Raw genomic sequence first — 21,992 nt, forward strand, 5'->3', positions numbered from 1 at the left:
AGCTACAGCGGCAACTAAGGGTGATTCAGAACCGCACTGACCGCGCTCACGGCGTGGTTGCCCGCAGCGCGAAGAGTAGAGGCAAGAGCCTCCGCCCGGGCCTGCGAAGAAGTCAGCAGAAGCACCGTCGGACCGGAACCAGATACCAGGGAGGCGTACACGCCCTCGCTCTCGCGCAGGTTCAGAGTCTGCTCCAGCTGCGGGGCGCACGAAAGTGCGGGTGTCTGCAGGTCGTTGCGTAGCAGCGGTGCCAAGGAGGCGAGCGCCGCCTCCGAACCGTCATAAGAGTTCAGAGCTTCCAGAAGCTCTACGGGTTCCACCAGCTCACCGGAGGCAGGGTACAGCCCCGAGGCACGGCCCGCATCCAGCTGCTTGAATACGCTGGGGGTTGAGAGGCCAAACTGCGCGGCAACGATTACCAGGTGCAGAGGTTCCCGAGGCGCCGCAACGTTCTGCAGCTCGGTACCGGTCCCCTGCCCCAGGGCGAGGGTCTGCCCGAGCGCGGCGCGCACGCTAAAGGGAATATCGGCGCCCAGCTGCGCGGCGAGACGCTCATAATCCATCTGGGTCAGGAGCGCATCGGTGCGGCCGGTTGTGTGCAGGTAGCGGTCCGTAGCAATGAGGGCGGCAGCCGCGTCCGCTGAGCCGCCAGCCATGCCGCCTGCCACGGGCACAGCCTTCGCAATATGCAGGTGCAGCGCCGGGGCAGATTCAATACCGTGTTCCGCAAGGATTAGCTCGGCGGCACGGTACACAAGATTCCGCTCATCCATCGGCACAGCGGCAGGGTCGAACTGCCCCGCCTGCATCTGCTGATCCACCAGGGAGCCGGGCACAATATCCATGCTCAGGCTCAGCCCCGGTGTCTGCCCCTCAGAGACCGTGATGGTCTCCGTTAGAGAGACCGCCGCAAAAAGCGTAGTCAACGGGTGGTAGCCGTCCGGGCGGACATCCCCCACGGCGAGGTACAGATTGACCTTACCGGGAGCATCAACCGAAATAGCGACCTGGGTACTCATCAGCGCATACACCTTTCGCGCGGGAACTCGCGTGAGAACGTCAGTGAAAAATTTAGAGCGGGAAGAAGCTACTCCGCTACGGGCTCAGCCGGAATAGTCAGCGAAGCCTCCGCAATGCGGATAAAGCCGTGAATATCCAGCTTCTCACCGCGTTCCGTCGGAGCGATACCGGCAGCCACCAGAATCTGCTCCGCACGCGCACCCGAACCCGCCCAGGAGCTCAGCGCAGCGCGCAGAGTCTTACGGCGCTGAGCGAAAGCGGCATCCACAATCGTGAACACCAGGTCACGGTCAACGGTAGAAAGAGGCTCCTCGCGCATGCGGAAACCCACCAGGCCCGAGTTAATCTTCGGCGCAGGCCAGAACACGTTCTTGCCAATCACGCCCGCCTTATACACCTCGGCATACCAATTGGCCTTCACCGAGGGCACACCGTAAATCTTCGAACCCGGGGTTGCGGACAGGCGATCGGCGACCTCATCCTGAACCATCACCAGGGCGTGACGAATGCTCGGGAACTGCGCAAACAGGTGCAACAGCACCGGAACCGCCACGTTATAGGGCAGGTTCGCTACCAGAGCATCCGGAGTGCGCGGCAGCTCGGTGACCTTCAGAGCATCCATGAGCACCACGTCAATATCGTCCGCCTTCTCGGGGCGGAACTTCTCAATCGTGTGCGGAAGCTGCTGAGCCAGCGGCGGGTCAATCTCCACCGCCACCATGTCCTTCGCAGCGTCCAGGATACCGAGAGTCAGCGAACCCAGGCCCGGGCCGACCTCCAGCACCGTCTCCTCCGGTGAAATCTCTGCCGCGTTGACAATACGACGAATCGTATTGGGGTCAATCACAAAGTTCTGCCCAAGAGTCTTCGTAGGACGAATACCGAGCATCTCGGCAAGCTCGCGAATCTCAGCAGGGCCGAGCAGGGGCAGATCGTTCACAGCGTTCCTTCACATAGGTGGATGGTGGGGAGGTTACAGTTTAGGTTACCGCGAGAAACGCTGCTTTACCTCATCAAGAGTGGCTTCCAGGGCGTTCTTAGCGTTTGTAATACGCTTCTTCGGAGCCAAAGCAATACGCACTCGATCCAGAGGACCAGTACCGTGCTGGAGGCTATTCACCTTATCCAGATGACGCTTGCCGGACTCCAGGATGACGCTACTGCCCTCCCAGCCGCACAGGCCCGGCTGCACAAAACGCACATCCACACCCCACTGCTGGTACAGCTTGTAATCATCAGCCACAGTACCCGGCACCTTGTCCTCAAACTGCTTGAGCAGCAGCTCAGCGCCCGAACGGGAAATCAAATACAAGCCGGTGCAAATCAGGGGCCAGGTACCGTACGGCTTACCCATACGGTACTTACCGTGCACAAAAGGAGACAGCAGAGACAGGCGGATGTATTCCACCTGCGGGTTCAGCTTGCCGGCTTCATTCGCAAAAGAATCGCTAAGGTTCACCAGCTGCACCTGCGGGTACTTCGTGATGATTGCGTTCACCACCGCCTCAGCATCCGGAGAAAGAAGGATGTCGTCTTCGGCAATCAGCGCCCAATCGGCGTCACTTGCAACAAAGTCACGCCACATGTTCACATGGCTGAGCATGCAACCCTTCTCCGCGGGGCTAGGGTCACGATGCCAACGGCTACGGAAAAACTCAACGTCAAATTCTTCATCAGCGACGTGATTATCGCGGTTATCCACCGCAGAATAACGAATAAAGCCCTGCGCCGGCGCACCCGCAGAATAGAACGAATCGAAACGGTTCGCGCCATCCAGGCCCAGAACATACTTCAGAATCTTTGCCATATTTTTTTCCTTTCAATAGCTCATCCAGAAAACCTAAGCGATAGAAGATCTCAAAGGTTAATGATGAGTTTTCAGAACAACAGACCACCTGCACGACAGAAGGGGTCATCCATCTTAAAAATCAGTGCGTAATGCGTAAATGGCATGAAGTCTGAATATTGAGCGTGTGATAAATACGCACACTACTGTGCAATGTAGAAAGAATTCTATCATTCACCATGCACCAATCTCAGGTGTCCGCAGGTTAAAACGCGGTACGGCACGCGTGTACCGGTGCACAGCAAAAACAATCCCCTCCCTACCGCATATACACGATAGGGAGGGGATAAATGACAGGGCAGAAGACCCACGTATTCACATTTTTATGCGATAGTAGTAGCCCAATCCGTCTCTGGGTTACCGTCCTAAACGCTGCTTCACATCTTCGAGAGTGGCATCCAGAATATTCTTCGCGTTCGCAATACGCTTCTTCGGCGCCAGGGCGATGCGCACCCGGTCGATAAAACCGGTGCCATGCTGCGTGCTCTTGAGACTTTCCAAGTGACGAACGCCAGAAGTTTGAATGAGGCTGGTGCCTTCCCAACCGCACAGGCCGGGCTGCACCAAATATACGTCTACTCCCCATTCTCGGTAGAGAGAATAATCATCAGCAACAACGCCGGGAACCGTCTCGCCATAACATTCTACGAGTCGTTCAGCTCCAGAACGCGAAAGAAGATACAAGGCAGCACCGTACAGAGGCTTTGAACCATAGGCACTACCCATACGGTACTTGCCGTACACAAAAGGAGAGAGCAACGAAAGACGGGGGTAATCAACCTGCGGGTTGAGCTTGCCAGCTTCAGAAGCGTAGATATCGCCCAGGTTAACCATCTGCACGTGAGGATACTTTTCAATAATCCTCTCCACTACAGGCTGCAGGTCAGGGGAAATGAGGACATCGTCTTCTGCCAGCAAAGCCCAGTCGGCATCTGAAGCGAGGAAGTCCTTCCACATGTGGTAGTGGCTCAAAGCGCAACCCTTTTCGGCAGGCCTCGGCTCTTTACCGTAACGAGCCAGGAACAGTTTGCTGTCGAATTGTGCATCAGTGACGTGGTTATCACGGTTATCCACCGCAGAATAACGCTGAAAACCTTGAGCGGGTGCCCCCACCGAGAAGAAAGAATCAAACCGGTTAGCGCCGTCCAGTCCCAGAACGTATTTCAGAATTTTTGCCATGAATTTCCCTTTGCTTGGCGCACCCATACGGTCCTGATCTGAAACGACAGAAGCCATGCATGAGTGCCGAGTATTGACTTGGCACCGACAAACACAAAGCACGCCGAAAATATGCGCGCACGATAACAAAATGCCTAGTCAGTGAGTGATGAATTGTATGTATAAAAATACCCTATCACTCATGTGAAGATAGTACCCAACAATTGGCGTGCAGCCCCCTGTTATGTCTCGCACGTTACACGATACCTCACGCGCTAAAGCTGAAAATAACTACAAAAAGCCCCTCCCCGCCATACATATATGACGAAGAAAGGCTTTCTCAAAGAGGCTTACTTATTTCGCCTTGCCCAGACGCTGCTTCACCTCATCAATGGTGGCGTCCAGAGTATTCTTTGCATTCACCAAACGCATCTTCGGAGCCAACGCAATACGCACTCGATCCAGGGCGCTCGAACCTTTCTGATTCTCAGCCAGCATCTCCAGGTGGCTCTTACCAGATTCCAGGATGACGCTGCTACCCTCCCAGCCGCACAGGCCAGGCTGCACAAAACGCACATCCACACCCCACTGCTGGTACAGCTTGTAATCATCAGCCACAGTACCCGGAACCTTACTCTCGAACTGCTTGAGCAACAGCTCAGCACCCGATCGGAAATCAGGTACAAGCCGGTGCAAATCAGGGGCCAGGTACCGTACGGCTTACCCATGAGGCAGCCCAGAGTAGCTATCCGCTACAGGCTGTACGCGCCTACCACTGACCGTAAACCTGCTCCGAATTCTCACGGATACGGCGGCAGAGCGCCTCCAGTTCCTCACCGCGATGAGCCGCCATAAAACGCACCGTGTAGTTCGTCATGTAGGACGCATTCGGGCGGCCACGGAACGGATGCGGGGTCAAGAACGGTGCATCCGTCTCAGCCAGAATCAGCTCCGGGCGAGCCATCGCCAACGACTCCTGAATACCCTTCGAGTTCTTGAAAGTCACCGTGCCGGCAAAGCTCATATACCAGCCGCGCTCATTGCAGATCGCCGCAAGCTCCGGGCCACCCGAATAGCAGTGGAACACGGTACGTTCCGGCGCACCCTCTTCATCCAGGATCCGCACAACGTCCTCGTGCGCGTCACGGTCGTGAATCTGCAGCGCCAGGTTGTACTTCTTCGCAATGCGAATATGCTCACGGAAGCTGTAGTGCTGCGCCTCCATACCTTCCTCACCGGTGCGGAAATAGTCCAGGCCGGTCTCGCCAATAGCGCGCACACGGTCGGCGGTGGCAAGCTCGTCGAGAGTGGCGAGCGCCGCCTCCAGCTGACCGGCTGCAGCCAGCTCAGGAGCGGTGTTGGGGTGAATCGCAATAGCGGCGAGGACGCGCTCATCAGCCTGCGCGGCGGCGACCGCGTATAGGGAGGAGGGGATATCGCATCCGACCTGCACGATGGCGGCGATGCCGAGCTTCTCACCGGCATCGAGTGCATCGCGGGCGCTGATTTCTACTTCGCCGTCGAGCAGGTCCATGTGGGTGTGGTTATCCACGATGGGGTACGGCAGCGGTTCGGGGGCGGGCGGGAAGACCAGATTGCGGCTGCGACCGTTCTCGCCGGTGGTGGAGCGGCGGCGGGTTCCTTCTCCGCCTTCGGCGTCGCTGATGCCGGTGTAGAGTTCCGCCTTATAGGGTGCGGGTACTTCACCGGGCACCGGCTCCCAGCCGTTAGGCAGGGCGGTTGCCTGGAGTGCCGCGGGGGTGGGCAGGGTGTAGTTCGCCAGGGCGGCGAGGGAGTTCAGGTACTCCTGGGTGATTTCAGGACCGGGATGGCTCTGACACATTGATAAATCCTTGGGATAAAACTGCGGGGTAAAGCTGGGGAGTGTTTCTGGGTTATTCGGAGCGGGCAGCCAGTGCCGCCTCGTACAAATCACGCTTGGAGGTACCGGTCTCGGCGGCGACCGCAGCGCAGGCGCTCTTGAGGCGCTCGCCGCCAGCCACGCGGTCGAGGACCAGCTGCACTACGTCCTGCGCTTCGGGGGTTTCGGGGGCTTGCGCACCCTCAACGATAATGACGATTTCGCCTCGGACGCGTTCAGACTCAGCCCATTCGGCAAGCTCAGCCAGGGTACCGCGTCGAACCTCTTCGTGAAGCTTAGTTAGCTCACGGCTGACCGTTCCGCGGCGGTTGGCGCCGAAGGTCTGCACGAAGTCTGCCAGGGTTGAGGCAGTGCGGTGCGGAGATTCGTAGAAAATCATGGTGCGTTCCTCCCCCGCCAGCGAGGCGAGGCGGCGCGAACGCTCGGAGCCCTTGCGGGCGAGGAAACCCTCAAAGGTAAATCGTCCGGTGGGCAGGCCGGAGAGCGCGAGCGCGGTCAACGCGGCGGAGGGACCGGGCACCACGGTGACGGGCAGGTCGGCTTCCGCGACGGCTGCGGCGGCAACGTAGCCGGGGTCGGAGATGGTGGGCATGCCCGCATCCGAGAGCAACAGCACGCGCTGGCCGTCCTGTACCGCCTGCACGATGGTTTCGCTACGTTCGGTTTCGTTGTGGTCGTGGTTGACGATGACGCGACCGCGGGTGCGCACGCCAAGCCCGGAGGCGAGGGTGCGTAGCTTGCGGGTGTCTTCAACGGCGATGAGGTCTGCGGTGGCGAGGGCTGAGCGCAGTCGATCGGAGGCGTCAGCGAGGTTGCCGATGGGGGTGCCGCCGAGGATGAGCACGCCGCCTTCTTCGGAGGTGACAGCGACGTCAGCGGTGTCAGCCTGGGGTGCCTCGACCGTTTCTGAGGGGTCGGTGGTTTCTTCGGTGTATTCTGCGGGTGCGGTCATGGCAGGCCTCGTGTCTGTGTCTGGTCTTCGTGTACCCACTAAGTGTAACGCCCGCGCTCAATCCGGTGCCGGGTGGGGTGGCGGGTAATAGGTGGCTGGTGTGGGTGGGCTTCCGGATGCGTCATATATGCCGTTCACGGGCTGAAATGGTGCATCGTGCGTTCTGACCCTTTAGGATTGATGGGGTGAAGATACCTAAGCTACTTTCTCCCGCATCTGCCGCTCCGGCTGGTTCGGCTGATTCGACCCGTTCTTCGTCTGAACGCGGTCGTTACGGCCTCGATTCTCTGCTGGATGCGCTCGCTGTTGCCTATATTCGTGCCCCGCGTTGGGGTTGGTTGGCGCCCGCATTGATTGTGCTGGTTGCCGGTATTCTGCGTTTTTATAATTTGGCGCATCCGAATGCCATTGTTTTTGATGAGACGTACTACGCCAAGGATGCCTACTCGTATGTGCATTATGGCTATGAGTTGAGCTGGTCGAAGGACGCTAATGCTTCCTTTGCGGCGGGTCACCCGTCGGGTCTGTTGACGGATTCGCCGGAGTATGTGGTGCATCCTCCGTTGGGTAAGTGGATGATTGCCGCGGGCATGGCAATTTTTGGTGATAATAATCCCTTTGGTTGGCGTGTTTCTGCTGCGGTGATTGGCACCCTGTCGGTGGCGTTGATTGCCTATGTTGGCTGGTTGCTGTTCCGTTCGATGACGGTGGCGACTATTGCGGCGCTGCTGGCTGCTGTGGATGGTCTGATGCTGGTGGAGTCTCGTTTGGCTTTGCTGGATATTTTCCAGATGTTCTGGATTTTGGCGACTTTTGCGTGTCTGGTGCTTGACCGTATTCAGGCGCGGCGCGTGTTGGCGCGCCATATTGCGGAGGCGGCACGCCAGAATGGCGGTGTGCTTCCGCCGATGCCGTGGGGCCCGAGCATGGGTCTGCGCCTGTGGCGTTTCGCTGCCGGTGTGTGTGCCGGTGCCGCGGTGGGTGTGAAGTGGAATTCGCTGTTCTTTATTGCGGCGATGGGTCTGCTGACGGTGTTCTGGGATATTAATGCTCGCCGTATTGTGGGTCTGAACAAGTGGGGTTTGACGGCACTGGTGCGTGACGGCATCCCCGCATTCTTCCAGATGATTGGTGTGGGTCTGCTGGTGTATTTGAGCACTTGGGCGGGCTGGTTCCAGTCGTCGAATGCGTATTTCCGCCGCTGGGCGGTTGAGAACCCGGGCAAGGGTGTCATGTGGCTTCCTGAGGATTTGCGTTCCTTGTGGGAGTACCATGTCTCGGCGTTTAAGTTCCATTCTGGTTTGAGTAGCCCGCATACGTATTCTTCGCAGGCGTGGCAGTGGCTGGTTTTGGGTCGCCCGACCTCGTACTACTATGAGTCGCCGAAGTTGGGTTCTTCGGGTTGTACCGTGAAGTCCTGTTCCGAGGCTATTTTGAATATCGGTAACCCGGCGATTTGGTGGGCTTTTATTCCGGCGATTATTGTGGCGCTTCTGGTTTTGGTGCTGAAGCGTGATTGGCGTTTTGGTGCGCTGCTGGTTGTGTTCGGTGCGGGCTATTTCCCGTGGTTTATGTACCCGAATCGCACGATGTTCTACTTCTACGCTCTGTCCTTTGAGCCGTTCCTGATTCTGCTGTTGGCGGGTGTTTTGGGTCTGGCGCTGTCGGGTGCTCGCGGTTCGGTGTTGCGTGCCCGTTTGGGCGTGACGCTGGTGGCGATTTACCTTGTGGGTGTGCTGGTGTTGAGTGCATACTTTATGCCGTTGTGGACTGCTCAGGTAATTCCGTATGAGCAGTGGTATTCGCATATGTGGTTTAAGTCCTGGATTTAGGCTCAGGTTTTTAGGCTGGGGTTTTAGACCTGGTCTTAGACGTGGGTTCAGACGCGAGCAATGCGAGCTTGGGTATAGCGAAGGGGGCTGGGTTCTACCGTGTGGTAGAGCCCAGCCCCCTTTGTTGTGCCCTTTCCGCGCTGGTTTGCACGGTGAAGTGGCTGATGATTTTTAGTTGTCGCCGACTCGTGCGGAGGCGAGCTTGACACGCAGTTCCTGGCGTTCCTGGCGGCGGCGTTCTGCCTTGAGCTTGCGGTATTTGGTGGGCCAGGTGGTCACGAGCAGGAGCGTGATTTGCGCGGCTACGAGGACTGCTACGGCGATTGCCGCGTCGATCCAGAATTGCGGCGGGTAGAGGCGGATCAGGGAGCTTCGTACGGAGAATTCCCAGTTGCCCTGCGGGAAGAACACCTGGTGGAAGGTGGTAAACAGCCATTCCCAACCGAAGACGCCCACAACGCCGAGCACCGCGATGAGTCCCAGGGTAATCCACGCGCCACAGAAGAGGCTGCGGCGGATGGTTCCGGGGGCGCGTTCACGCAGGGAGATGCTGCTAAAGAGCGTCAGCAGGAAGAGTGCGGCAACAGCTACGGTGGCGATGAGCAGTACCCATTTCACGTCGTGCATGTGGTTCACTTCTGCTTCGGTGAAGGCGAGGGTGTTGTCGGCACCGGTGGTGACGCGGGCAAGGTATTCGCGCGGCGCGAAGTTGTTGATGTAGTCCACGCCGTAGGAGCCCAGGCGCATCCTCTCGACGAGGTAGTAGCCGTAGCTGTCTTCGGGGAATCCGGGGCGGTGGTATTCGAGCCAGAGGAAGGGCGCGGAGGCTACAGCGCGGATCGCGATCATGAGTACGGTCAGCGGTACGGTGAGCGCGATAAGGGTTGCGCGGAGCTTGAGGAAGCGCGGGGTGTCTTCCACAGCGTCTTCGCGGGCTGCGGCGCGTTCTGCAGCTTCGGGCGAGGCTGCCAGGGAAGACAGCGGCGCGTTGGGGTCCGCGACCGCGTGGGTGTGACCGGTGCGGGTGGTTTCGGTGCGGTACTTGCGTCCGGCGGTGGAGGCGTTTGCCGCCTCCGCGGTAGCGACGGTTTCTGCTTCAGCCGCATTTTCGGCTTCTGCTGCTGCAGCTGCTTCTGCTTCGGCTGCCCTCTGCATGGTTTCGCGGTTGAGGTCGCTGAGCGTCGGGTTTTTGGGGGTGCTCTGCGAGTCGCGTACGAGGGGCACGAAGCCGGTGGAGACGTTGGTGCGGGTGCGTACGCGGGTGCCGACTCCCTGTTCGCGTAGTTTGCTGCGTGCGGGGACGACGGGTACGTTCCCGGTGGGCAGGTCGGGTTCTTCGGCGACGGTGGGTACGTCTGCTGCGATGCGTCCGAAGGCTCCGGTGTGCGGTGCCGGTTCGCTGGTTTTAGTTTCGGTGCGGCGGGCGTGGAGTAGTTCTTCGGCACTGGTGCGGCGGATGGCCGGGCGCAGTGCGCCCCACATTCCTCGGTGTGTTTCTTTGGTCATGGATCTCGCGTTCTTTTCGAGTGATCGGTGTTTGAGTGAGTTGCGGGTGTCTGTACTATCTGCCAGTTTCTCATACGCAAAGAACCTTCCGCATGAATTCGCGGAAGGTTCTTTGCATTCGGGTGTTTAATTCTTGGGTTCGAACTCTAGGATTCGGTGGTGTCCTGAACGGGTACCTTGTAGACCACTCGCCAACCCTGCGGTGCCGTCAGCCGTGCGGCGTGTTCGTCGCAGAGGTCGTAGGCGTGGGGTTCGCGGAATTCAGAGAGTGCGTCAATGATTGCCGTGGAGTCTGCATAGGAGTAGTGGAGAGTAACAGTCGCCTCTCGCTGGCAGGTTTGGCGGGAGCACAGTCGTGCGGTCTGCATGTGGGTGGTACCTTCCTGGCTTAGCTCGCCTGCTTGCGCAGTCGGCGGCGTTCACGTTCTGACAGACCGCCCCAGATTCCGAAGCGCTCGTCATTGTCCATTGCATATTGTAGACATTCTTCGCGCACGGGGCATACACCGCATACCCTTTTGGCGTCTCGGGTGGAGCCGCCCTTCTCGGGGAAGAAGGCTTCGGGATCGGTCTGGGCGCAGAGTGCTTCAGCTTGCCAGGCGAGTTCTCCGTCTTCGCCTTCGGTTCCGTAGAGTCCTGCCGCTGCGGTCCATACGTCGGTGCAGGCAGGCATGTTTCGTTCAGCGTCTGAGAGAAAGGCGTCGGCGGCTTTTTCGAGAGATTGAGTGGGATTCATGCTACGGTGCTGAGCGCCTGATGCGCGCGCGGCCGCGATGGAGCGGTCCGATGCAATGTAGGAGCCCATGGGTTTTCCTTCCGTGTTCTCATTGTGAGCTTAATGAGTCTGCGGATCCGTCGTGGACGGAATCTTAGTGTGTATGGTGTGGCATGGTTTGCTTTGGCCTCTACGGTCCCTTCCAGAGCAAACACGCTTATATATCTATTAGACGTGCGACACGCCGTTTCGTCAAACTAGACTTAAACAATATTTAGATGTATGTGTTAGGAGCGTCATATTTAATGTAAATTTGACCTTTATACATTTTCGCACGCACCACTTGCCCTCGCTCACATCTAAGGGGCACCCTAAGTTTCCCCTTCTCCAGGACTAGTTTCCACTGCCTGCAAATTCCGCATCCTGACTGCAAATATAAGGGGTTACGGCGACCACCCCCACCCATCCCATCTCGAGCTCGGGGAAAAATTCTAATAATTAGATAAGGAAAACTTATCTTTATCACTATGCAGTTTCTGAATATTTTTCCGAGGCATTGCGAAGCATTTACATTTCCAACTTATTTTTATGCCACATTACCAAAATGAGGCTTTAGGGCTGTCAAGCATTTTGAACCATTAGGTTTTTAGGGCACCCTTAGGCGTTTTTACTTTACCTTTGCATCTTTTAGCACCGCGCACATTCTCCCTGACCTCTCCACCCCCGGTGCGGTAGAGTGAAACCCATGGTTACTCTCTCCCCCACCGGCGCATCCGTGCCTACAACTCTGAACCGTTTCTTTGAGAAGCTCAGCAGCCAGCAGACCCCCGCCCTCATCTGGTATTCGGCGGCAGGCGAGCGCATTGAGCTCTCCGGCAGGGTTCTCATGAACTGGATTGATAAGAGCGCAAACCTGCTGGTTGAAGAATGCGAGCTGGAGTCCGGCGAGGGTTTTGACCTCCAAGCACCTCTGCACTGGCGCACTATTGTTCTGGGACTGGCGGCACTGCGCGTGGGCGCTCTCCTCGATCAGGATGAGCCGCTGGTTGCCGCGGTCTGCACCGAGCAGGAGGCGGGCTATACGAATAACCCCGCGTACCTTCTGGCGGTTGACCGTGCACCGCTGGCGCTTTCCTACACCGGCGATCTGCAGTCGCTGGCTCCGCACGCCGAGGAGGTGCTCGATTACTGCGCTCTGGTGCGTAGCTTTGGCGACCAGTACTCGGGTCTGCTTCCCGATGATTCAGCAGAAATCATTGAGGGTTTCAGCTATGCGGAAGCCTACGAGCAGGCTCTCACGCAGGCACAGGCATATCGTACGGCGGGCTATACGCTACCTTCGGGGCAGCGTGCGCTCGCTTTGGAGTTGAGCCCCGACTACGGTTTTGATGCCTCGGAGGCGACCCTGAGCGCCCTGCTGGAGGTGCTAGCTATTTTGGTCTCGGGCCATGCGGTGTTTGTGGCTGACCCGAGCGTCAACTGGCAGAATGGGCAGCTGGCGTCTTTGATGGTTGCCGAGCGTGCGGTGGAGATTTCCCGCGCATAGCGCCCCTCTCCTGTTGCCTGAAAAATCGCGTGGAAGGCTACCAATCACACGGAGCGCGAACAAACATATAGGTCTTTAAACGATTCATCCCCCGACACCGTTCGTGTCGGGGGATGAATCGTTATACCACGTTCTAACTAAGCTGCTTCTACGGTCAGAGGAGCTCAACCCGAGGAGCTTAGGAGTTCTGCGAGCCCGGCTTCGACTGTGCCTCAGGTGCAGTTGCTTCAGAGGTTGCCTTACGTGCTGCAGGTTCTTCGCCATCAAGAATGGCGGCGGCTTCATCAAACATGCGGCCGAGCTCCTCGTGGTCGGTGCCTTCGCCCTCTTCAACCTTCTGGCGGTGCGAACCGTACACCCAGAAGCGGTAGAGGAAGTAGCGAAGAATGGTGCCCAGAATGGTACCGATAATCGTACCGGAGATGAAGGATGCCTCGGGGGTGCGCAGGTTCAGCACGTAGGTACTGAATGCCACACAGCCTGCTTCGACGAGAATACCGAGCAGGTTGACCAGTCCGAATTCGACCGCTTCACGCTTCCAGTTTTCGGAGCGGGAGTCGCGGAAGGTCCACAGGCGGTTCATGAGCCAAGAGAAGATGGTTGCGACAATACTTGCAACGACCTTCGCCTTGGTGTGGGACTCCGACATGATGGTCATCATCAGCACCCACACCGTTACAGAGTTGACGATGAAGGCGGCACCGCCCACGGTACCGAATTTGAGCACCTCAATACCGTAGCTGTCCCAGAGGGATTTCAGGCGTTCGGTCATGGTCGGTTTAGTCTGTGCGCTCATGCGGGGCCTATCTAGAGGAGTTCAGGGGAAAGAGCTGGCACTGTTACGGTGGGTGTCATTCATGCCGCCACTATGGAGTGCGTCAGCCTCTTTTACAAGCTCTTATATGTTATTACAGTCCCGGTTGGTTGTTTGTACCTTTGAGAGTTTTTCCACAGACCTCCCAGCTAACGAGACATTCCCTTTCATCTCACGTTGACTGGGCAGAAGGCAGGTTTTTACGATTTCTTCCGGCTTTTACGCCCAAATATTGGGCTCTACCGCCCAGTTAAACCCATTCTGTGACCTTAATGTGGTCTTGCTCCCACAGGCCCTCCGAACCCGGTACACTTAGGTGATGTGACTTACCCTGTGACTGGACCCGTAATTGGCGTCATCGGCGGAGGCCAACTGGCCCGCATGATGGCTCCCGTAGCAACTAACCTTGGCCTGAACCTGCAGATTCTCGCGGAGGCGCCCACCGTTGGCGCCGTGGCAGCGGTACGTACCGCCCCCGTCGGGGACTACAAAGATCTGGACACCCTCCGCGAATTTGCTCGCGGCAAGGATGTCATCACTTTCGACCATGAGCATGTGCCCACCGAATTTCTGCGCACCCTCATGGCGGAGGGCGTGAATGTTCAGCCCCGTCCCGAAGCTCTCCAGTACGCTCAGGACAAGCTCCTGATGCGCGCCGCTATTGAGCGTCTGGGCCTGCCGAACCCCCGCTGGGCTAAGGTTTCTACCCTGGACGAGCTGCTCGCCTTCGGCGATGAAATTGGCTGGCCCGTGGTGCTGAAGACCCCGCGCGGCGGCTACGACGGCAAGGGCGTACTCGTTCTGGATTCCCCCGAGGAGGCTCGCGAGCGCAGTACTGCGTGGTTCGAGCAGTTGCCTTCCCGCACCGATTTCTCCGCCCTGCTTGCCGAGGAGAAGGTTCCCTTTACCCGTGAACTCTCCGCGCTGGTGGCTCGCCGTGAAAGCGGCGAAGTGCGCCCCTGGCCGGTCGTTGAGACCATTCAGGTGAACTCCATCTGTGATGAGGTTATTGCACCCGCACAGGACCTGGACCCCGAGATCGCTGAGGCTGCCGCAGCCGCTGCGGTGACCATTGCCTCCGAGCTGGGCGTGACCGGTGTAATGGCGGCTGAGCTTTTCGAGGTTCCAGGCTCCCCCGCCGGCTTCTACATCAACGAGCTGGCGATGCGCCCGCACAACACCGGCCACTGGACTCAGGACGGCTCGGTGACCAGCCAGTTCGAGCAGCACCTGCGTGCCGTGCTGGATTTGCCGCTGGGTGACACCTCCGTGCTGGAGGGCGTTGCCGTGATGAAGAACTACCTGGGCGGCGAGAACGAAGACATTTTCGGCGTCTACCCGCTGGCGCTTTCGGCTGAGCCGCGCGCAAAGATTCACTTCTACGGCAAGGAAACCCGTCCGGGCCGCAAGATTGGTCACGTGAACATTACCGGCACGGTGGCTGAGCTTGAGGCGCTGCGCCATAGCGCCGCGAATGCCGCCTCCATTTTGCGTGACGGCCGCCCCCTGTAGCCCTATTTTTAGCCGGTGCGTGGGGTGAGAGCATCCTGCGTATCCGACGCACCCTATTGATGGTGGTTCGCCACCGCATCCTGAAAGGATATGAGGATTATGTCTCAGTCTCCCTATGATTCTTCCCAGCCTATTGTTGGCATTGTGATGGGTTCGGATTCGGATTGGTCGGTCATGGAGGCCGCAGCCGAGGTTCTGGACGAGTTCGGCATCCCTTACGAGGCTGATGTTGTTTCTGCACACCGCATGCCCGAGGACATGATTGAGTACGGCAAGAAGGCTCACAGCCGCGGTATCCGCGTGATTATTGCTGGTGCTGGCGGCGCCGCTCACCTGCCCGGTATGCTCGCTTCCGTGACCGCTCTGCCCGTGATTGGTGTTCCGGTACGTCTGAAGAACCTCGAGGGCATGGACTCACTGCTGTCGATTGTTCAGATGCCCGCCGGTGTTCCGGTAGCTACCGTCTCCATTAACGGTGCTCGCAATGCGGGTCTGCTGGCTCTGCGTATTCTGGGTTCGGGTACTGACGCATTCGCTCAGCAGGTTCATGCTGATTTGCGTCAGTTCTCTCAGGATCTGCGCCAGAGCGCCATGGACAAGGGCGCGGCTCTGCGCACCCGCGTTGCTGATGCAAAGGCTAAGGCAGCCGCTGAGCGCGAGGCGGAGGAAAGCTCCTCCGCACCCCGCCCCGCTTCCGCTCCCGAAGCGTCGTCGGAGCCCCAGGCTTACGTTCCCTAAGCTCGGATACACTAGAAGGATGAGCAATATTCTTCAGTCCGATATTTGGGCACGTTTTCAGGAATCTAATGGTCACACCGTAATTCGTAAGAGCGGTAACGGCTGGTCGTACCTTGCAACCGTTGAGGGCGGCGCTACCGGCCGCTACCTGTACAGCCCGTACGGACCGGTCGCCTCCAGCGCTGTGGCTTTTGATGAGGCTCTCGCGTCGTTGAAGGAAGAGGCCGCGAAGCTTCGTTGCCTGTTTGTGCGCATTGAGCCTACTGAATCCGCTATTTGGGGCGATCAGGATGCGGCTGCTTTCTTGGCTCGTCGCGGTGCGGTTCTGGCTCCTCGCCAGGTGCAGCCTTCGCACACTCAGATTATTGATCTTTCGGGCACTGAGGACGAAATCCTCAAGGGAATGAGCTCCAGTTACCGTAATCGTCATCGTAATCTCCACAAAAAGGGCGTGACCGTTGAGGTGTCGACCAATCCCTCGGATATGACGATTCTCTTCGGCTTCCTCGAGGAAACCGCGGACCGTAACGGTTTTAACCGTCAGCAGGATGAGTACCTGATGCAGGTTGCTCGTGTGCTGATGCCCGCCGGTGCGGCGTCCCTGTACATTGCGAAGCTGACCGATGAGAACGGTGAGAGCACCCCGATTGCGGCGGCGTTTGTGTACGATTCGGATGACACCCGCACCTACGCGCACGCTGCGGCTTCTTTTGAGCACCGCAACCTTAGTGCAGGTGTTGTGGTGGTGACGAACTTTATCCTGGACGCTAAGCGCAAGGGTCTGAAGTACGTTGACCTCTTCGGTATTGCGCCGGAGGATCAGCCGGATCACGAGTGGGCTGGTTTCACGAAGTTCAAGAAGTCCTTTGGCGGCGAGTCTGTGGAGTACCCGGGTACCTGGGATGTTCCGGTAACCTCGCTGGGCTACCGCGCCTACACGCTGGCGTACAAGGCTCGTCCGGCTGTTCGTGATGCTGTGGCGAAGGCGAAGGCGAAGGTTCAGTCTTTCCGCTCTCGCTAACGGGTTCAGACGCGCCCTTACCGGGAGCACTCTGAGAACTAAAAGCTAAATACATGAGGGAGCCGCCCCCACCGAGTTCTTCGGTGGGGGCGGCTCCTGCGCGTATGTATGTGCAATGTTCGAGGAGTCTTAGCGCGGCTCCTCAGCCCTTGCGGGGGCGAAGATTACTGATCTTCGGGGCTGTTGGTCTGTGCGAGGATTTCGCGCAGGCGGGAGAGGCGGTGCTCAGCCTCGACGGTACGGACGGTACCGGAGGAGGAACGCATGACCAGCGACTGGGTGGTCACGGTGTTCTTGCCGTAGCGAACGCCGCGCAGCAACTTGCCGTCGGTGATACCGGTTGCGGCGAAGAAGCAGTTATCGCTGGTGACCAGGTCGTTGGTGGTCAGCACACGGTCCAAATCGTGGCCGGCTTCCAGTGCCTTTTCGCGCTCTGCGTCATCGGTCGGTGCCAGGCGGCCCTGGATGACGCCACCGGTTGCCTTGATAGCGCAGGCTGCGACAACGCCTTCGGGAGTGCCGCCGGTGCCGAGCATCAGGTCCACACCAGTGTTCTCACGGCAGGCTGCGATAGCACCTGCAACGTCACCGTCGAGGATGATGCGGGTACGAGCACCTGCCTCGCGGATTTCCTGAATCAGCTTGGCGTGGCGGGGACGGTCCAGCACGCATACGGTCAGCTCGCTGACCTTCTTGCCCTTAGCCTTAGCGACCAGGTGCAGGTTCTGCTTGACGGGCAGGCGCAGGTCCACGAACTCTGCGGCGTCGGGGCCGGTGACCAGCTTCTCCATGTAGAACACTGCGGAGGGGTCGAACATGGTGCCACCGTCTGCCACAGCAATCACGGAGAGGGCGTTGTCCATGCCGAGTGCGGTCAGGCGGGTACCGTCGATGGGGTCAACCGCCACGTCGAGGGAGGGACCGGAGCCGTCGCCGACGTTTTCGCCGTTGTACAGCATGGGAGCCTTGTCCTTCTCGCCTTCACCGATGACGACGGTGCCGTTGAAGCTGACGGTGGAGAGGCGGTAACGCATTGCGTCTACGGCTGCACCATCTGCGAGGTTCTTTTCGCCTGCGCCGACCCAGGGGCCTGCAGCAATTGCTGCAGCTTCAGTCGCGCGGACCAGTTCCATTGCGAGGTTGCGATCGCCGTGGTTGTTGTTCGTAGTCATAGACTCACCTTCGAGATTTCTGAATACACCGTCGGCTGGCTGGTTCTTTCCAGCACGAAGTCGCCGACGCAGTAGTGCTCCTTTCAGGATAGCGCGCGCAGGCTTCGTTTTTCTTGTTCTGAACGAGTTTGCGTGCGTGTTGACTTTAAGGTGAGCAGATGCGGCAAATTGGTGAGGGCTGCGTCTCTCTTCGACACTTCATACGCTCTGAGGCGCTGATTTTGGGTGTTGTAAAGGCGCGCCAAACTAGCTATTTTTCGCATATTTAAGGCATATTTGAGGTAGGTTCTTTCTCCGGGAGGCTCCCGGGGCAAGGAGCTGAGCTTCAGTGCGAGCGCCTGAAGCCCCACATACTCGTTCGCAGATTCGCTGGCTCCGACGGCACGCGTTATCTGTATTTGTCCGCTAAGGAGCATCACATGGCTGGCATCCAACCGACTCCCGCAGAAGCATGGAAGCGTCTGAAGGACGGTAACCGCCGTTTTGTTGAGGGTAGCAACGAGCACCCCAACCAGGACACGATTCGCCGTACCGACCTGGCATCGGGTCAGTTCCCGTTCGCCTCGATTTTCGGTTGCGGTGACTCTCGCCTCGCGGCAGAGATTATTTTTGATCTGGGCCTGGGCGATGCGTTCGTGGTGCGTACCGCCGGTCATGTGCTGGAGAACGCGGCGCTCGGTTCGTTGGAGTACGCGGTTGATGAGTTTGAGACCCCTATCGTGATGGTTCTCGGTCACGACTCCTGCGGTGCTGTGACTGCGGCCAGCAAGTCCCTGGAGTCCGGTGAGATGCCGCACGGCTTCATCCGTAACCTGGTGCAGCACATCCTGCCCTCGGTGATGTCCCCGAAGCTGCCGGAGAACCCGGTCGTCAACGACATGGTGCGTGAGCACACCCGCCAGACCGCCATCCGCATTATTGAGCAGTCCCACATCATTTCGGATGCGGTGGTTGAGGGTAAGGTCGCCGTGATTGGTGTCTTCTACCATCTGAAGGAGGGTAAGGCGGAGCTGGTGTTCAGTTCGCAGGATCTGACCCTGCCGGAGGAGAAGAACGACTCGCAGAACCCGCCGACTCAGGCGCTTCCGGTGGTCGTGAAGACTCCCCCGCGCGTTGTGGTTGCGGAGAACCTGGACTAGGTTTCCTCTTCTCCGCTCATTACGAGCCTTAGCGCGAGAACCCACATGCTCGCACTTAACAACAGATTTTTCTATGGGATACCCCCGCCACGGTAGCATGTTCGCACATCTACCGGGGCGGGGTTTTTACGCGCCTTCTCACGCCTCAAAATTTATGAGCGTTTTTCCTCTTTTGACACCTTTTCGAGGCGACGTAAGCCACTTTGAACGCCTATCCTAGAGATATGGCTGAAAACATTGAATACCGCATTGAACATGACACCATGGGCGAAGTTCGCGTTCCGGCTGATGCACTCTACCGTGCACAGACCCAGCGCGCAGTCGAGAACTTCCCGATTTCGGGTCAGACCCTCGAATCCGCCCATATTCGTGCGCTTGCCCTCGTGAAGAAGGCAGCCGCGACCGCCAATGAGGAACTCAAGGTGCTCGACGCTGAGCGCGCCCAGGCTATCCGCGACGCAGCGGATCTGGTAGCAACCGGTAAGTACGACGCCCACTTCCCCATTGACGTCTTCCAGACCGGTTCCGGTACCTCCTCGAACATGAACGCGAACGAGGTTCTGGCAACCCTGGCAACCCGTTCCCTGGAGTCCAAGGGCATTGAGGTTCACCCCAACGACCACGTGAACGCTTCCCAGTCCTCCAACGACGTCTTCCCCACCTCCGTGCACGTTGCTGTGACCGAGGCTCTGGTGAAGGACCTGATTCCCGCTCTGGAGGTGCTCGCTGAGTCCCTGGAGCGCAAGTCCGCAGAGTTCAAGGACGTTGTGAAGTCGGGCCGTACCCACCTGATGGACGCAACCCCCATCACCCTGGGCCAGGAGTTCTCCGGCTACGCCGCAACCGTGCGTTACGGCATTGAGCGTGTGAACGCTTCCCTGCCCCGCGTGGCTGAGGTTCCCCTGGGCGGTACCGCTGTGGGTACCGGCATTAACACCCCGGACGGCTTCTCGGCTCGCGTGATTGAGCTGCTCGCTGAGGAGACCGGCCTGCCCCTGACCGAGGCTCGTAACCACTTCGAGGCTCAGGCTAACCGTGACGGCCTGATTGAGGTTTCCGGTCAGTTGCGCACCCTGGCGTACGGCCTGATGAAGATCAGCAACGACATCCGCTGGATGGGTTCGGGTCCGAACACCGGCCTGGGCGAGCTGCACATCCCCGATCTGCAGCCCGGCTCCTCGATCATGCCCGGTAAGGTCAACCCCGTGATTTGTGAGGCTACCATCATGGTTGCCGCTCAGGTCATCGGTAACGACGCAACCATTGCTCTGTCTTCCACTAACGGCGCGTTTGAGCTGAACGTGGGTATCCCGGTGATGGCTGCTAACCTGCTGCAGTCGATCCGCCTGCTCGCTAATGTTTCTCGTGTTTCGGCTGAGAAGATGATTGACGGTCTGACCGCTAATGTTGACCGTTGCCGATTCCTGGCTGAGGCTTCGCCGTCGACCGTGACCCCGCTGAACAAGCTGATTGGTTACGAGGCTGCTGCAAAGATCGCTAAGTACTCGGTGGCTCACAAGGTGACTGTCCGCGAGGCAGTTGTGGCTCTGGGTTATGTGGAGCGCGGCGAAGTGACTGAGGAGCAGCTGGATGCAGCTCTGGACGTCACCAAGATGCTGGGCAACTTCTAATCTCACCCGCCTGAACCTCCTCTGAGGTTCGCGGCTTAACCATAGAGGGAGGGGCGACTCGCCACGACGGCGGGTCGCCCCTCCTTCTGTATATGTTCTCCGCCCCGTCATTAAGTGGGTAGCGGGTTCTCACTATTGTTCAACGATATTGAACACTTTGAATTGTTTATAGTGGACCAGCGTGTAGATGAGGCAGAGTACAGCCGGGATACTGACGACAAGCGCAGCGTTGAAGGAGCCGAGATGATCGAGCATCAGTGCTACCGCACCCATGGAGTACAGCGTTCCTAACCCAAACACGGCACCGTCAAGGGAGCTGGCACGCCCCAGTAGCTCATTCGGTGTAATGCAGTCACGCAGATTGTTGGAGAAGATGAAAGCTGATGCCCATCCTACGTCCAGGATGAAGAGCAAGGCTCCGAGCACTACAGGGTTATTGCTGACGGTGACGAGCGGTATTCCGAGCAGGGATACGACGTTAGCGACCAGTAGCATTCCTCGCGTGTTCTCGAAAGAGAGGAAACGATCGATGATGAGCGCCGCGACGATACCACCGATACCGCTGCAGGCCATAATCATGCCTACCACTGAGGCTTCAAAAGTGAGTTCCTCATACAGACGGTAAATAATGATAAGTGAATACGATGCCGTAGCTGCCGCTAAGAAGAACGTGTAGACAAGGATAAGTCTCTGTGGGGCGCCGGAGAACATGTATTGGATACCGTCAAACATGCGGTGAATAAACCCATGTTGTGCGGTTTCGCGTTGCTCAGTTTTAGTTTCCATCTCTACGGATGGCAACGTTGCGTATGAAATAGTTGCCGCTCCGAAAAGGAGCACCGGGACGATAAGACCGACCGTTGCACCCGCGACAAGAACAATAAATCCTGCTGTAGGGGGTGCAATGATTGCGGATATTCCCTCGCAAATTTCACGACGTGCATTGTACGAAAGAAGGTTTTCTCGTCCGAGAAGCTGCGGAATATATCCTGCTTCTGAGGCAGCAGCCAGTTCGGAGAAGACACCGCTCACAAATCCTAGTGCGGCGATGGTGAACCATGACAGCATATGCTGCTCAATCATCAACGCCAAGGTAAGGATGCTGAGGATGTTTACTGCCCCGGCAATCACAATCATAGGTTTTCGAGGCAGACTATCAGATAGGGTTGCTAGTGGATATGCCAAGGCGATATTGGGGATTTGCATGGCTACCGCCATTACGCCAGCCAACCCAATTTCGCCTGTACTAGCGAGAATCGCGATGGGTAGGGCGAAGGAATATATTCCTGTACCTACCAGAGAGCCAATAAGGGCTACGTAGATTCTCCAGGGTATTTTATGTGTTGTCATGCTTTGCTCCTTCCAGGACGCATCAAAATAGCGCCCAAGAATTGCGATGAACACAATGAGCCTAGTTCACAGAAAAATGGCATGCCTTAAAGATTTATAGGCAGAGTAAAAGGAAAGCGACTACGCTCACCAGAACATCACGTGAACGAATCTTTCTC

General features: G+C 58.0%; 20 protein-coding genes. 7 read left to right on the forward strand and 13 right to left on the reverse strand.

The annotated features are described in order from the left end of the window. Positions 1-14 precede the first annotated feature (14 nt). From HMPREF3055_RS06630 to rsmI, 7 genes are all read right to left on the reverse strand, one after another. Positions 15-1,019, reverse strand: coding sequence for a GHMP family kinase ATP-binding protein (locus tag HMPREF3055_RS06630; RefSeq protein ID WP_070738645.1), 1,005 nt, complete (start codon positions 1,017-1,019; stop codon positions 15-17). A gap of 68 nt (positions 1,020-1,087) precedes the next feature. After that, positions 1,088-1,960 carry a 16S rRNA (adenine(1518)-N(6)/adenine(1519)-N(6))-dimethyltransferase RsmA gene (gene rsmA / locus HMPREF3055_RS06635; protein WP_049341563.1) on the reverse strand — a complete coding sequence of 291 codons (873 nt, stop codon included), beginning with the start codon at positions 1,958-1,960 and terminating at the stop codon, positions 1,088-1,090. Positions 1,961-2,005: 45 nt separating this feature from the next. Continuing rightward, entirely contained in the window at positions 2,006-2,827 is an 822-nt protein-coding gene (locus HMPREF3055_RS06640) for a glycosyltransferase family 25 protein (protein ID WP_070738647.1), read from the reverse strand. 396 nt (positions 2,828-3,223) lie between these two features. Further along, entirely contained in the window at positions 3,224-4,102 is an 879-nt protein-coding gene (locus HMPREF3055_RS06645; protein ID WP_246826911.1) for a glycosyltransferase family 25 protein, read from the reverse strand. A 276-nt stretch (positions 4,103-4,378) separates the two neighbouring features. After that, positions 4,379-4,642, reverse strand: a complete 264-nt coding sequence (locus HMPREF3055_RS06650; protein ID WP_246824337.1) for a hypothetical protein — start codon at positions 4,640-4,642, stop codon at positions 4,379-4,381. A 151-nt stretch (positions 4,643-4,793) separates the two neighbouring features. Then, on the reverse strand, positions 4,794-5,867 hold the full coding sequence (locus tag HMPREF3055_RS06655; protein ID WP_070688348.1) for a TatD family hydrolase: 1,074 nt from the start codon (positions 5,865-5,867) through the stop codon (positions 4,794-4,796). Between the two features lie 52 nt (positions 5,868-5,919). Then, entirely contained in the window at positions 5,920-6,858 is a 939-nt protein-coding gene (gene rsmI / locus HMPREF3055_RS06660) for a 16S rRNA (cytidine(1402)-2'-O)-methyltransferase (protein WP_070688349.1), read from the reverse strand. A 185-nt stretch (positions 6,859-7,043) separates the two neighbouring features. On the opposite strand from rsmI, the gene HMPREF3055_RS06665 reads away from it, so the two are divergent. After that, entirely contained in the window at positions 7,044-8,690 is a 1,647-nt protein-coding gene (locus HMPREF3055_RS06665; protein WP_070688350.1) for a dolichyl-phosphate-mannose--protein mannosyltransferase, read from the forward strand. A 171-nt stretch (positions 8,691-8,861) separates the two neighbouring features. Here HMPREF3055_RS06665 and HMPREF3055_RS06670 read toward each other — a convergent pair whose 3' ends face one another. The 3 genes from HMPREF3055_RS06670 to HMPREF3055_RS06680 all read right to left on the reverse strand — a co-directional run bounded on the left by HMPREF3055_RS06670 (position 8,862) and on the right by HMPREF3055_RS06680 (position 11,001). Further along, on the reverse strand, positions 8,862-10,196 hold the full coding sequence (locus HMPREF3055_RS06670; protein WP_070738649.1) for a DUF1461 domain-containing protein: 1,335 nt from the start codon (positions 10,194-10,196) through the stop codon (positions 8,862-8,864). Between the two features lie 146 nt (positions 10,197-10,342). Further along, positions 10,343-10,564 (reverse strand): DUF3499 family protein, encoded by a 222-nt coding sequence (locus HMPREF3055_RS06675; protein WP_049350055.1) that lies wholly within the window; start codon positions 10,562-10,564, stop codon positions 10,343-10,345. 20 nt (positions 10,565-10,584) lie between these two features. Next, complete coding sequence (locus HMPREF3055_RS06680) at positions 10,585-11,001, reverse strand: WhiB family transcriptional regulator (RefSeq protein ID WP_049350054.1); 417 nt, start codon at positions 10,999-11,001, stop codon at positions 10,585-10,587. A 655-nt stretch (positions 11,002-11,656) separates the two neighbouring features. Here HMPREF3055_RS06680 and HMPREF3055_RS06685 point away from each other — a divergent pair. Next, a complete protein-coding gene (locus tag HMPREF3055_RS06685; RefSeq protein ID WP_070691461.1) occupies positions 11,657-12,457 on the forward strand; it encodes a TIGR03089 family protein in 801 nt (266 codons plus the stop codon). 178 nt (positions 12,458-12,635) lie between these two features. Here HMPREF3055_RS06685 and HMPREF3055_RS06690 read toward each other — a convergent pair whose 3' ends face one another. After that, positions 12,636-13,253 (reverse strand): GtrA family protein, encoded by a 618-nt coding sequence (locus HMPREF3055_RS06690; RefSeq protein WP_049350052.1) that lies wholly within the window; start codon positions 13,251-13,253, stop codon positions 12,636-12,638. Between the two features lie 339 nt (positions 13,254-13,592). Here HMPREF3055_RS06690 and HMPREF3055_RS06695 point away from each other — a divergent pair, with 339 nt between their 5' ends. The 3 genes from HMPREF3055_RS06695 (at position 13,593) to HMPREF3055_RS06705 (ending at position 16,542) form a co-directional block, all read left to right on the forward strand. After that, positions 13,593-14,783 (forward strand): 5-(carboxyamino)imidazole ribonucleotide synthase, encoded by a 1,191-nt coding sequence (locus HMPREF3055_RS06695; protein WP_070738651.1) that lies wholly within the window; start codon positions 13,593-13,595, stop codon positions 14,781-14,783. Between the two features lie 99 nt (positions 14,784-14,882). Further along, a complete protein-coding gene (purE, locus tag HMPREF3055_RS06700) occupies positions 14,883-15,521 on the forward strand; it encodes a 5-(carboxyamino)imidazole ribonucleotide mutase (RefSeq protein WP_049346784.1) in 639 nt (212 codons plus the stop codon). Between the two features lie 19 nt (positions 15,522-15,540). Beyond that, the gene (locus HMPREF3055_RS06705; protein ID WP_049346785.1) at positions 15,541-16,542 is read left to right on the forward strand and encodes a lipid II:glycine glycyltransferase FemX; all 1,002 of its coding nucleotides are present in this window, start codon (positions 15,541-15,543) and stop codon (positions 16,540-16,542) included. 164 nt (positions 16,543-16,706) lie between these two features. On the opposite strand, the gene glpX is transcribed toward HMPREF3055_RS06705, so the two are convergent. Then, complete coding sequence (gene glpX, locus HMPREF3055_RS06710) at positions 16,707-17,714, reverse strand: class II fructose-bisphosphatase (RefSeq protein WP_049352101.1); 1,008 nt, start codon at positions 17,712-17,714, stop codon at positions 16,707-16,709. A 419-nt stretch (positions 17,715-18,133) separates the two neighbouring features. On the opposite strand from glpX, the gene HMPREF3055_RS06715 reads away from it, so the two are divergent. Next, positions 18,134-18,853 carry a carbonic anhydrase gene (locus tag HMPREF3055_RS06715; protein ID WP_070688354.1) on the forward strand — a complete coding sequence of 240 codons (720 nt, stop codon included), beginning with the start codon at positions 18,134-18,136 and terminating at the stop codon, positions 18,851-18,853. A gap of 224 nt (positions 18,854-19,077) precedes the next feature. Next, on the forward strand, positions 19,078-20,484 hold the full coding sequence (locus HMPREF3055_RS06720) for a class II fumarate hydratase (RefSeq protein ID WP_049338717.1): 1,407 nt from the start codon (positions 19,078-19,080) through the stop codon (positions 20,482-20,484). A gap of 132 nt (positions 20,485-20,616) precedes the next feature. On the opposite strand, the gene HMPREF3055_RS06725 is transcribed toward HMPREF3055_RS06720, so the two are convergent. After that, positions 20,617-21,888 (reverse strand): MFS transporter, encoded by a 1,272-nt coding sequence (locus HMPREF3055_RS06725; RefSeq protein WP_246824612.1) that lies wholly within the window; start codon positions 21,886-21,888, stop codon positions 20,617-20,619. Positions 21,889-21,992 lie beyond the last annotated feature (104 nt).

The sequence above is a fragment of the Rothia sp. HMSC061C12 genome (assembly GCF_001815755.1).
In the GTDB taxonomy this organism is placed as follows: domain Bacteria; phylum Actinomycetota; class Actinomycetes; order Actinomycetales; family Micrococcaceae; genus Rothia; species Rothia mucilaginosa.